We start from the raw sequence: 12,618 nt of genomic DNA, 5'->3' as shown, positions 1-12,618 counted from the left end.
TACAAATGGAACGGATCAAACGTTTTATTCGGGAATTGTCGGAGGCGCAGTGGCTTGAAGTGGCTGCGCTGCGGGATTGGGACATTACGACCTCAGTCTATGTGGTTCCTGGAAATTACACAGAAGAGACTTCATACCCGGAGGGCCAGAGCTTCGAGCGCTTTCCAAGTACGCAAGGCACGACTTATTTCTTTCGGAAGAAGCTGGAGATACCCGCAAGCTGGCACGGCCAGACAGGGCTAATATTTGCTTCTATCGGGGAAGGGTTATTGCGGATTAACGGCAAGTCGGCTCAGGGCCTGGATCGCAATCACAGCTTTGTGACCTTGCCTGCAGTTGATGGCGCCCGGTCGCTTGATTTGGAAATAGAACTGTTTGATCCTGTGCCGGAACCGGTGGACCCGCTTAACCATCAGGCAAATATTCAGCCTCCGATCACCCATATCCAGAGTCAACTGGTCTTGGTGAATCAGCCCGTGCAAAGCCTGATGTATGCCGTAACGATTATTCGAGATTCCGCGGTACTGTTGCCAGAACAGGATCTTCGGCGTACCCGGTTAATTGAAGCTATATATAGCGCGATGGATGCGTTTATGAGGTTAGATCAGCAGGCTGTTCGAGAAGGCAGTGCTATTGCTGACATTGAGCAAGCTTTAATTCATAGGATCAAAGAAGTCGGCGGCAATGCCGAAGGACTTATTCATATGGTGGGCCAGTCCCACATTGATATTGCCTGGTTGTGGCCCACTCGCGAGACGGTGCGTAAAGCAAGTCGGACCTTCTCTACAGTGGACGCGTTGATGCGTGAATACCCGGAATACCGTTATGCTCAAAGCCAACCGCAATTATTTGCTTATTTGAAGGATAATGATCCTGAATTATATGAACGAGTGAAAGAACGGATTAAGGAAGGCCGTTGGGAGCTGGTCGGCGGGATGTGGGTCGAACCGGACCTTAACCTGCCAAGCGGCGAGTCGCTGATGCGGCAAATGCTGTACGGTCAACGTTTCTATCAGGAAGAATTCGGACAAACCTCGGAGATTGAGTGGCTGCCCGATACGTTTGGTTATTGCGCTTCTCTGCCGCAAATTCTCAAGCATGGTGGCATTCGCTACTTCATGACGACAAAGCTCGGCTGGAACGACACCAACTTATTTCCATACGACCTGTTTCATTGGGTTGGCATTGACGGAACGCCAATGCTGTCCTATCTGAATCATGGTGTGAACGAAAATACGCTGCCGAAGGATGTTCATGATCACTGGCAGTCCTATCGGGAGAAGGCTGTTCATCCTGAACAAATGCTGCTGTACGGTCATGGCGATGGCGGAGGCGGTGTTACCCGGGAGATGCTGGAGTACATTAATCGCGCTGAATTGATGGTAGGTCAGCCGTCAAGCGCCTATAGCACAGCGGCCGATTTCTTCGCTGGTATTGAAGCGGCTCAGCCGAAGCTGCCGGCATGGCATGGCGATTTGTATCTCGAGCTGCACCGGGGGACATATACCACCCACGGACGCAATAAACGCAGCAACCGGAAGGCAGAGATCCTGTACCGCGAAGCAGAGATTTGGAGCGCATTGTCAGCTCCGTCCGTCTCCGCAGATCGTCAGCGTGAGGTTCAGGCCACGTTGCAAGAGGGCTGGAAGCTGATTCTTCTAAATCAGTTCCACGATATTATTCCGGGGTCGGCGATTACAGAATCCTATGTGACGTCCTTGAAGGAATATGAGGATATCTTTGAAAAAGGTCATGCCGGACTTCAACACGGTCTGGAAGCATTAAGCGGACAGATCGCGACCAAGGGCGAAGGCGTACCCTATATTATGTTCAACAGCCTCGGCTGGTCTCGCGATCTGGTCGCCGAGCTGCACGGCGTTGATGTAACTGGCGGCCTGGCGGCTTATGACGACAAGGGAGCAAAGCTTGAGTTGGATGTGCTTCCGGGAACGGAGGGGACGGCAGTTTGGGTACGTGTGCCGGAAGTTCCGGCCTTTGGTTACAAAACGATTTGGCTGCGGAGCGAGACAACTGCTGAGACGACTGCTGCAAATGAGGCGGGTCAAGGAATTCCTGATGAATGGGATACCGTGTTCTACCGTCTGTCCTTCAACGAACGCGGGGAGATTGTCAGCCTGTGGGACAAGCAGGCAAGCCGTGAAATCATCAAAGCGGATGAGGCAGCGAACCGCTTCCACTTCTTCCATGATCGTCCGACATTGTGGGACGCCTGGGACATTGATCAACGTTACGAGCAGCAACCGGCTGGAGAAGCGAAGCTGCTGGAGAGCCGCATTGTGGCAAGGGGTGCGATTAAGGATGTGCTGCGGTTCCGCTGGAGCGTAGGGCAATCAGAGATCGAGCAAGACCTGATCCTGTATCATCATAATCGTCGTATTGATTTTCAAACGAAGGTGAACTGGAACGAAAATCACAAGCTGCTGAAGGTTGGCTTTCCGATCGACGTGGTTACCGACAAGGCTACTTATGAAATTCCGTTTGGTGCTCTGGAACGTCCCACGCATCGCAATACAAGCTGGGAGCAGGCCCAATACGAGGTGTGTGGACATCGGTTCGCTGATGTCTCCGAGCGCGGCTATGGTGTCAGCGTGCTGAATGACTGCAAGTACGGCTACGATGTGCAAGGCAGCACAATTCGTCTATCCCTGCTGCGGGCGCCAACATGGCCGGACATGACGGCTGACCTGGGCGAACACGAATTTACGTATTCGCTGTTCCCGCACGAGGGCAATTGGCAAGCGGCACATACGGTACGCGCAGCGGCAGAACTGAACCACGGAGCGGCGATCCTCGCGGCTGACGCCCATGAAGGCTCGTTGCCTGCGGTACATGCGTTGCTGGGCTTTGCCAGCCAGCATGTCGTGCTGGACACGATCAAGCCAGCCGAGGATGGCGATGGTGTAGTTCTGCGTTTATACGAGTCGACCGGTGGCCGCGAGCGCGTGGAGCTTACCTGGAGCTTGCCATTTCAGTCCGCGTTATTGTCCAATGCGCTTGAGCAGGAGCTTGAGCCTGTGAACGTTGACGGCGGCCCGATCATCCTGGATTTTGCTCCATATGAGATCAAGACCTTGAAGATTAAGTAATCGCGACTTGCATGGGGGCTGTGATCATCCGGTCCTCAGAGAGCAAAGTCTGACCTGCAAAAAATGTCTTCCGTTAATATGTGCAGCAGATAACGGGAGACATTCTTGCGAACTTTAAGAGGTTGTTCAAAAAGTCGTCTTGCCAAGACGAAGCTGTTCAGGGAGTGGATTCGACATCGAATCTTGAATTCACATATGCTTTGGTCCTGAAAACCCGACTTTTTGAACATACACTTTTAGAATTGTGGTGAACCGTTGCCGGAGAGCCGATATGGAGCTGGAGCAGCGAAGCGGTCGCCTTTAAACCCGGATTTTTACCTTGTCAGGTTCAAATGCTTCAAAAAATCCGGGTTTAACAGCGAGTGGAAGCCCAGATCGGCCGCAGGCCTCATAGTTCACCACACTTCTGACATCGCCTAATAAAGGAGAGAACCAACACTCATGGAACAATTCAGACTTCCTAAAATACCTATGCCTAAGCTGGAGCTGCCGCAAGCGATTCAAGACGTTTTGGCTGAAGCAGAGACCAAGCTGGCCCATCGTCCGAAGCTGCTGGAGCTGTTCAAGAACTGTTTCCCGAACACGCTTGAAACAACCACCAAACTGATGGATGACGGTACAACCTTTGTCATTACGGGTGATATCCCAGCTTCATGGCTGCGAGATTCCGTGGAACAGGTTATACAATATGTACCGTTTGCCAAGGAAGATGCCGATTTGCAGCGCATCATCAGCGGCTTGATCAAGCGTCATATTCAATACGTTCACATTGACCCGTATGCCAATGCGTTTAACGAGTCCGCTAATGACTGGCATTGGAATACGGCGGACGTGACCGAAATGTCTCCATGGGTATGGGAGCGCAAATTTGAAATTGATTCCCTGTGCTTTGTGGTTCGTTTGGCATATACCTATTGGAAAGAAACTGAACAAACCGATATTTTTGACGCCGGGTTCAAAGCCGCGATGCGTAAAATATACGACCTGTTCAAGACCGAGCAACATCACTTTGAACAATCGCCTTACCGCTTCACCCGCAACAACGGCATTCCTGAGGATTCCTTGCGCAATAACGGCCTGGGTATGCCCGTGAACTATACAGGCATGATTTGGTCCGGCTTCCGTTCCAGTGACGATGCTTGCGATTTCCATTACAACATTCCGGGCAATATGTTCGCCGTTGTAACCTTGCGTCAAATGCAGGAATTTGCGGAATGGGTATTCCGCGACCTGGACTTCCTGGCGGAATTGAAGGAGCTGGAGTTTGAAGTCGATCACGGCATCAAGCTGTATGGGATCTATCGCCATCCGGAATTTGGGCCGATTTATGCTTACGAGACTGATGGTTTCGGCAATTATTGTCTGATGGACGACGCGGGTACACCGGGCTTGATGTCCATTCCATACCTTGGTTATGTGGGCGCGGACGATCCGATTTATCAAAATACACGTCGTTTTGCCCTGAGCAAGGAGAACCCGTTCTATTTTGAAGGAAAAGCGGCCAAAGGAATTGGCAGTCCCCATACGCCAAAGGATTACATTTGGCATATGGCGTTGTCGATGCAGGGCATCACGGCGCAATCGAAGGAAGAGAAGCTGGAAATGATCGCGATGCTGGAATCCACAGACGCGGGAACTGGCTTTATGCACGAAGGCTTCCATGCCGATGACCCGACGATTTTTACCCGCAAATGGTTTGCTTGGTCGAACAGCCTGTTCTCACAATTGGTATACAGAGCGATGAAAGAAGGCATTTTGTAATTTCAATCCAAGATTTTTATATCAGCTAATCTCTTAACAAAGAAAAGGAGACAAAATTATGTCTAAAATTATCGGTGAAGCTCTGAAAAACATCCCTTGGCAAGACAAGCCTGAAGGCTTGAATGCTCCAGTTTGGCGTTACTCGCAAAATCCGATTATCGAGCGTCACGCTATTCCGAACTCCAACAGTGTATTTAACTCCGCAGTGGTTCCTTTTGAAGGTGGATTTGCCGGCGTATTCCGCTGTGATTCCCGTTCGGTCAGCATGGACATCTTCGCGGGCTTCAGTGATGACGGCGTGAACTGGAACATCAACCATGAGCCGATTCAATTTGAAGGTGACGAGGAAATCACCAAGCGTGAATATCGTTACGACCCACGCGTCATCAAGATTGATGACCGCTATTATATTACCTGGTGTAATGGCTATCATGGCCCAACCATCGGGATCGCTTGGACAACCGACTTCAAGACATTCCATCAACTGGAAAATGCCTTCTTGCCATACAACCGCAACGGTGTGTTGTTCCCACGCAAAATCGATGGTTATTATGCTATGGTGAGCCGCCCGAGTGACACAGGCCATACGCCATTTGGCGATATCTTCTATAGCATTAGCCCGGACTTGACCTTCTGGGGCAAACATCGTTATGTGATGGGTACGATTAATGGTGATGCTTCGGCTTGGCAATCCAAAAAAATCGGCCCAGGACCGGTTCCGATTGAAACCGACAAGGGCTGGCTGCTGATCTACCACGGCGTAATCAATACCTGCAACGGCTTTGTGTATCGCATGGGCTGCGCTCTGCTCGATATCGACAAGCCATGGATCGTGAAGGCTCGCTCCCGCAACTATATTCTCGGCCCGGAAACGCTGTATGAATGTGTTGGCGATGTACCGAACGTAACGTTCCCTTGCGCGGCCTTGACCGATGCCGATACTGGCCGTATCGCTATATACTACGGCTGTGCCGACACTGTGACCGGATTGGCATTTACAACTGTCGACGAATTGCTGAGCTACATGGAAGAGTATCCTTTGGAAATCGAAGCTTAAGACGAACTTAGACGGCTAAGAAAGCGAGGATCAGCAAATGAGCAAGCAAAGAACCGCACATATCATCTCCCATACGCACTGGGACCGGGAATGGTATTTGCCTTATGAGAAGCATCATGTCCGGCTCGTTGAGCTGGTGGACGCGCTGCTGGATAAGCTGGATGGAGACTCGGCGTTCCGCAGCTTCTACCTGGACGGACAAACGATTATCCTGGAAGACTATCTTCAAGTTCGCCCGGAGAACAAGGAACGGCTGGAGCAGCATATTCGCGCAGGCCGTATCCTGATCGGTCCATGGTACATCCTGCAGGATGCCTTTCTGACCAGTGGAGAAGCCAATGTTCGCAATATGCAAATTGGTCATCAGGATGCGAAGAAGTACAGCACGCCAGCTAAGATCGGATATTTCCCCGATACCTTCGGTCTGGTGGGACAAACACCGCAATTGATGAAGCAATCAGGTATTAACAATGTCTTCTTCGGCCGTGGCGTGAAGCCCACGGGGTTCAATAACACCGTTTCCGAGGGGGATTATGAATCCTCCTTCTCCGAGCTGATCTGGGAGGGTCCCGACGGCTCCAAGGTGCTTGGCATTCTGTTCGCCAACTGGTATTCCAACGGGAATGAAGTTCCGGTGGATGAGGCGGAAGCGAAGGCATTTTGGGATCGCAAGCTGTCCGATGCGGAGAAGTATGCGGCAACGGGAGAGCTTCTGTTCATGAACGGCTGTGATCACCAGCCGCTGCAACTGGATCTGCCTGAGGCAATCCGTACGGCAGAGAAGCTGTACCCGGATACGAAGTTTATTCATTCCAACTTCCCGGACTATCTGAATGAACTGGACCGTGCGCTGGATGGCCGCGAGCTGTCGACGGTGAAGGGCGAACTGCGCAGCCAGCGTAATGATGGCTGGGGAACACTGGTGAACACGGCTTCAGCTCGCGTGTACTTGAAGCAAATGAATCAGGAAGGCCAAGCCTTGCTGGAGAAGGTAGCCGAGCCGCTCGCTTCGGTTGCGCATTTGCTGGGCAAGGCTTACCCGCATCATTTGTTCACCTATGCTTGGAAGACATTGATGCAAAATCATCCGCACGACAGCATTTGCGGCTGCAGCGTGGACGAGGTTCACCGCGAAATGGTGACGCGCTTTGAGAAGAGCCGCCATGTAGCAGAAGCTCTGATCGACGATAGCAAGCAAGTTATAGCAGATGCTGTGAATACCTCGGTATTCGCAGCTTACGGGGAAGAGCCGTTGCCTGTGATCGCGATGAATACAACCGGCTGGACACGTACAGGAACGGTGACGGTGGAGCTGGATGCCGCCCGTCTGTATCTGCGTGAAGGGCTTGGCGTAGAAGAAACAGGCAGCCGCATGAAGGCTGTCGATTTGTCTGGACGTGAACTGGTTGATACCGAAGGCAACACGGTGCCTTGTACTGTTGAAGATTTGGGGTTATTGTTCGGTTATGACTTGCCGGATGATAAGTTCCGCCAGCCTTACATGTGCCGTAAGGTGAAGCTGACCTTCCTGGCACAGGATATCCCGGCGCTGGGCCTGAGCGCCTACGCATGGGTGCGCCGCGATGGGCAGACAACGGACAAGCCTTCCTCGTTGCTCACCGGAGACAAGGTATTGGAGAACGGGAGCCTGAAGGTGGAACTGGCTGAGGATGGATCGTTTACGCTAACCGACAAGGCTAATGGCAAAACCTACCGGGATCTGGGCATCTACGAGGATACCGGGGATATCGGCAACGAGTATATGTACCGCCAGCCGGAAGGGACAGCTCCGCTGACAACCAAAGGTCTGACAGCGGACATCCGTGTACTGGAGGATACGCCTTACCGCGCATCGCTGGAGGTCAATCATACCTGGAATGTTCCTGTATCTGCGGATGAGAAGCTGGATGAGGAACAACGGGAGCTGGTTTATTTCCCTCACCGCAAGGCAGGCCGCAGCAATGAACTGACGACACTTGCACTGCGGACTGTGATTTCTCTGGAAGCCGCAGGCAAGGGCGTACAGATCGAAACGACGATCAACAATACGGCCAAGGATCACCGTGTACGCGCCTTGTTCCCGACCGATATTGAAGCTTCAACGTTAAGCGTCGACTCCATGTTTGAAGTGGCTGAGCGCGATATCGTTCCTGCGCCGGAATGGGAGAACCCGAGCAATACCCAGCATCAGCAAGCCTTCGTCGACGTAAGCGGAGAAGGAGCCGGTCTGACGGTGGCCAATCTGGGCTTGAACGAATACGAAGTTTTGCGCGATGGCCGCAACACGATTGCGATTACGCTGTTGCGCGCGGTTGGCGAGCTTGGCGACTGGGGCTTGTTCCCGACACCGGAGGCGCAATGCCTGGATACCTACACCGCTCGGATGGAGCTGATTCCGCATAGTGGTGATGGTATCTTGTCTGGAGCTTATACGGAGGCCTACCAATTCCAGATTCCTTGGACGGTCTGCCAGACCGGGGTTCATGAAGGACCGCTGGCACCGGTATACAAGCCGTTCCAGTGGGAAGGGGCGGAGCTGGCTTTCTCCTCCCTCAAAATGAACCAAGAGACAGGCGATCTGCTGCTGCGTTGGTACAATATGAGCGACGAAGCGGCTGAGTTAACGCTCGGTACGGACATCCCGCATGAACATTTCTATAAGACGACGATTCTTGAAGAAGCGGCTGCGCCGTTATCCAAGAGCGCGGCTGGTTGTCTGTCGCTGCCGGTAGCTCCGTGTGAGATTACAACGGTCGGCATTCGCCGAGCTTAAACGGAAAGTGCAAAGGCTATTGTCATCGTAAGGAGCCAGCCAAACGGGTACCGTAAGAATGACAAACTGGCATGGCAAGGATGCCAACCGGTACTTTAAGAACAACCGCTGATATCACAAGTTGACAGGCTGATATCGTAAGCTGACAGGCTGATATCACAAGCTGACAGGCTGCTGATATCGTAAGAACAACAAAGGGTTTCGTAAAGAGGATGGTTGCGATTAAGTAGCTGGTTATGGGCTCGAAATGAAGATGGTTGCGATTAAGTGGCTGGTTATAGACTCGAAGTTAAGATGGTTGTGTTTGACTAGCTATTTATGAGCTCGAAATGAAACTTAGCGGGAAAAAGTCCCGTTATTTGCTGGAAACTAGAGGATATTAGCGTTTAGATGGAAATTCTCCATATAATATTTGGGAAACCCACCTTTTTCAGTGAAAACAGTAAGATTAGCAGGAGAATTTCCAGTTAATCCTTAGTTTTTTGGGAAAATGGACTAATTAGCATGAGGAATTCCCGTTAATCCGTGACTAGGGCTTCCTGGTGGGCGCTTCGTGGTGAGCGCTCCGTGATGAGGGCTTCGTGATGAGGGCTTCGTGATGAGAACTTCATGGTGAATGCTTCAAGTAGTGCTTAGTGATGAGAACCTCATGGTCAGGCCTTCTGATCAGGTTCCTGGTGAGGGCTTCATCATGTGAACTACTGGCGTGTGTGTTTACGACAGGACTGTTCACTACAGAAGCCCCACTACAGAAGCCCCACTACAGAAGCCCCTCAACAGGGTTAAACATTCATCCAATAAATAAATCCCCCTGCCAGGAGCAAGCGCCGTGGCAGGGGGATTTTAGATTGTATAGGGTGAGCGGTATGCTCATTCTTTAGGAGCGACCGTAGGCCTTATTGAGCCAGAGCATTCTGGACTAACCGCTTCTTTACCAGATCGTCCTTACCAGATCGTCCTTACCGGACTGTCCTTACCGGACTGTCCTTACCGGACTCTTCTAAACTAGACTGTTTAAACCTCATTCCAGATACGGCGAACGTTGTCGTAGGCAATCCGCGTGCCGAGGCGACAATCCTCCATCCCCTCATATTCAATGGAGAGGTAGCCGTCGTAGCCGGAGTGCTTCACGATGCGCAGCAGCTCGTACAGGTCCAAATCGCCTTGGCCCGCGATGGCCCCGCGTAAATATTGGCCTCCCGCGCTGCGGAACCAGCCTTCGCCGGGATTGATGTGTTCCGGGCGAATATAGAAATCCTTGATATGCACCATCGAAGCATAGCTGATATTGTTCTTCACAGCCATAACAGGGTTTTCATCTACACAGATAAAGTTGCCCACATCCAGTGTTGTCTTGTAGTTGGGCCGATTGGCGGCATGCACCACAGCCTGTACCCGGTCGCTGGCTTGCACGTAATAACCGTGGTTCTCCAGACTGGTAGTGATGCCGTACTCAGCAGCATAGTCCGCAATTTGACGACAGGCATCCGCAATTCGGGGCAAGTCCTCTTGAAAACGGATAATAGAGGTGTCCTGACGGGAGGCTACATCATGGCGCATCAGCTTGACCCCCAAGGCATGAGCATGGTCTACCTCGCGCTTGACCCGCTCAATTTCCGCTTTATAGGCTTCCGCAGATTCAGTGATGAAGTTGGCCCCGATGGCATAGTTGGATAAGTCGATGCCGACCTTGGCCGCACGTTCCTTAATAGCGCCAACCAGCTCCGGATTGTCATTAAAGTTAAAGTCGAGTGGTACGATCTCGATATGCTCGGCCCCCAGATCGGCTACCCAATCGATGGCATCCAGAATGGACAGGATCCCGCTGCGCATCGCTTGGTACAGGCTGTAAGAGCTAATTCCCAGCTTCATGGACAAGCAACTCCTCTACAGTAATAGGTAATAGTTAGCGGAAGGAACGAACGAATTGAACGGCCTGACGGATGTCCTCTTCCGGATGGTCGCCTACTTCGCGCTCAATTGTGAGATAACCGGTATAGCCGATCTCTTGCAGGGCAGCGAAATAAGCCGGGAAGTCCACGCCGCCTTGACCAAGTGGTACCTCGTCGAAGTCTGCACCGGAAGCAGCCATGTCGGCAATCTTCTGATGATCCATGGCCTCATAACCCAAATAGCCGTATACATTGCGTGGGTCCACCAGCCGATGACGAATACCGTCCTTGACATGCGTGTGGACGATATAGTCACGAAGCATCTTCACGCCTTGAACCGGATCATCTCCGGTAACCATGATCATATTGGCCGGGTCAAAGTTAACGGATACGCCGTTGGTGCTAAGTGTATCGAGGAAGCTCTTCAAATGCGCAGCAGGCTCCGGTCCGGTCTCAATCGCGAAATAAGCATTCAGGCTTTTGGCATATACACCAAGCTCCTCGCAGGACTGCTGCATTGCCGCATAAATCGGGCTGCTGCTATCCTCCGGCACAATGCCGATATGCGTAGTTACGATGTTCGTACCTAGCTCCACGGCCAAATCCAGAATGCGCTTGGACTTCTCAATCTTCGCTGGATTAGCCGCCGCATCCTGAAAGCCATGACCAGCCAGGTCGCCGCATAACGCCGATATTTCCAGCCCCAGGTCCTCGATATAGGAGCGCAATTCCTTGCGGGCTGTTCCTGTTAGAACTGCGGGGTCCATATCTCCGGATACAGCATAGATTTGTACGCCTTCAGCTCCAACCTCCTTGGCCTTGCGCAAGCCTTCCTTAACCCCTACGTTAAAGCTATCTACAATGACACCAATTTTATTGGTCAATCCCATGATTCCTGCCACCTTTCTTTCCTGTTTCTTAGAAACGGATTTCCCGGCCCTCGGCCGCAGACTCATAAACCGCATTCAATATTTTGATCATCTCTACGCCGTCCTCAACGGGACTAATAGCTGGGACTTCACCCAGGCACCCTGCTACAAAATGATTGATCTCGTTCTGGAAGCTCTCGGCAAAATCAAAGGCTGGAGCGGTAATTTGCGGACTTATGTTCACTATCGTATTATGCTGTTCGGTCACAATGGACAATTCAGGCTCAATCTCTGCGCCGCCCTTGTCTCCGTAAATATTGATCAACGCTGAATTCTGCTTGGCATGCAGCGAGAAGCTGACGTCTACCATCAGCGAAGCTCCATTTTCAAACCGAATGAGCGCGTTCGCCATATCTTCAACCGTATTAAAGGAAGCGTCGTAATCTGCCGCCTGATAGAAGGCATAATTTTCGATATTGGACCGGTTGCCGAGCTTGGCGTAGGTGTTGCCACTGACGGAGATGACCTTGGGCCGACCCATTAAGTACCAGCAAAGATCGATCACATGCACGCCGATATCAATCAGGGGTCCACCGCCGGAGCGGGCCTTGTCGGCAAACCAGCCGCCGGGATTGCCCAGCCGCCGAATCAGGCTTGCCTTGGCATAGTAGATGCTACCAAGATCGCCAGCATCGAGATATTTCTTCAATACGCTGATGCTGGAGGCATGGCGGCGCACATAGCCGACCTCAAACCAGCGGCCCGTACGTTCCACCGCTTGTTGTACCTGTAGTGCTTCCTCCACGGTCATACACAGTGGCTTCTCGCAAAGCACATCCTTGCCGGCATCCAGCGCCGCGATGCTAATGGCCGCGTGGAAGTTATTCCAGGTGCAGATACTGATCGCCTGAATCTCGGAGTTCGCAAGCAGATCATGAAAATGGGTGTAAACATGGGGGATTTCATATTTGGCAGCGAGCTTCCGCGCCCGTTCCTCGTTCAAATCGCAAATCGCATGCAGGCGTGCTTGAGAGTTGGCTTGATAGGCTGCGAGATGAGCCTCGGAAATCGATCCGGCTCCGATTACGCCGATATACAGTTCGCTCATATTCTGTCCTGACATCCTTTCGTTGTCCACACAATTTTGCTACAATGAGAA

At 51.9% G+C, this 12,618-nt stretch carries 7 protein-coding genes; 4 read left to right on the top strand and 3 right to left on the bottom strand.

Annotated features, from left to right (window positions below):
- Positions 1-5 precede the first annotated feature (5 nt).
- The 4 genes from C557_RS0109730 to C557_RS0109715 all read left to right on the top strand — a co-directional run bounded on the left by C557_RS0109730 (position 6) and on the right by C557_RS0109715 (position 8,698).
- Complete coding sequence (locus C557_RS0109730) at positions 6-3,107, top strand: alpha-mannosidase (protein ID WP_018751673.1); 3,102 nt, start codon at positions 6-8, stop codon at positions 3,105-3,107.
- 441 nt (positions 3,108-3,548) lie between these two features.
- Positions 3,549-4,868, top strand: a complete 1,320-nt coding sequence (locus C557_RS0109725) for a glycoside hydrolase family 125 protein (protein WP_018751672.1) — start codon at positions 3,549-3,551, stop codon at positions 4,866-4,868.
- A 58-nt stretch (positions 4,869-4,926) separates the two neighbouring features.
- On the top strand, positions 4,927-5,925 hold the full coding sequence (locus C557_RS0109720; RefSeq protein WP_018751671.1) for a glycoside hydrolase family 130 protein: 999 nt from the start codon (positions 4,927-4,929) through the stop codon (positions 5,923-5,925).
- A gap of 37 nt (positions 5,926-5,962) precedes the next feature.
- Positions 5,963-8,698: an alpha-mannosidase gene (locus C557_RS0109715; protein ID WP_018751670.1), complete on the top strand. Its 2,736-nt coding sequence runs from the start codon at positions 5,963-5,965 to the stop codon at positions 8,696-8,698.
- Positions 8,699-9,712: 1,014 nt separating this feature from the next.
- Here the strand turns inward: C557_RS0109715 and C557_RS0109710 are convergent.
- From C557_RS0109710 to C557_RS0109700, 3 genes are read right to left on the bottom strand one after another with little or no spacing between them, the layout of a single operon-like run.
- Positions 9,713-10,570, bottom strand: a complete 858-nt coding sequence (locus C557_RS0109710; protein WP_018751669.1) for a sugar phosphate isomerase/epimerase family protein — start codon at positions 10,568-10,570, stop codon at positions 9,713-9,715.
- 34 nt (positions 10,571-10,604) lie between these two features.
- Positions 10,605-11,480, bottom strand: coding sequence for a sugar phosphate isomerase/epimerase family protein (locus C557_RS0109705; RefSeq protein WP_018751668.1), 876 nt, complete (start codon positions 11,478-11,480; stop codon positions 10,605-10,607).
- A gap of 28 nt (positions 11,481-11,508) precedes the next feature.
- Complete coding sequence (locus C557_RS0109700) at positions 11,509-12,567, bottom strand: Gfo/Idh/MocA family protein (RefSeq protein ID WP_018751667.1); 1,059 nt, start codon at positions 12,565-12,567, stop codon at positions 11,509-11,511.
- Between the last annotated feature and the right edge of the window lie 51 nt (positions 12,568-12,618).

This window comes from Paenibacillus sanguinis 2301083 = DSM 16941 (assembly GCF_000374825.1).
In the GTDB taxonomy this organism is placed as follows: Bacteria; Bacillota; Bacilli; order Paenibacillales; family Paenibacillaceae; genus Fontibacillus; species Fontibacillus sanguinis.
This window is presented reverse-complemented; position numbering and strand designations above follow the sequence as displayed.

What these genes read in the sequence shown, in the direction of transcription:
- C557_RS0109730 (WP_018751673.1), top strand. Translation starts at nt 6, where the DNA reads ATGGAACGGATCAAACGTTTTATTCGGGAATTGTCGGAGGCGCAGTGG.
- C557_RS0109725 (WP_018751672.1), top strand. Translation starts at nt 3,549, where the DNA reads ATGGAACAATTCAGACTTCCTAAAATACCTATGCCTAAGCTGGAGCTG.
- C557_RS0109720 (WP_018751671.1), top strand. Translation starts at nt 4,927, where the DNA reads ATGTCTAAAATTATCGGTGAAGCTCTGAAAAACATCCCTTGGCAAGAC.
- C557_RS0109715 (WP_018751670.1), top strand. Translation starts at nt 5,963, where the DNA reads ATGAGCAAGCAAAGAACCGCACATATCATCTCCCATACGCACTGGGAC.
- C557_RS0109710 (WP_018751669.1), bottom strand. Translation starts at nt 10,570, where the DNA reads ATGAAGCTGGGAATTAGCTCTTACAGCCTGTACCAAGCGATGCGCAGC.
- C557_RS0109705 (WP_018751668.1), bottom strand. Translation starts at nt 11,480, where the DNA reads ATGGGATTGACCAATAAAATTGGTGTCATTGTAGATAGCTTTAACGTA.
- C557_RS0109700 (WP_018751667.1), bottom strand. Translation starts at nt 12,567, where the DNA reads ATGAGCGAACTGTATATCGGCGTAATCGGAGCCGGATCGATTTCCGAG.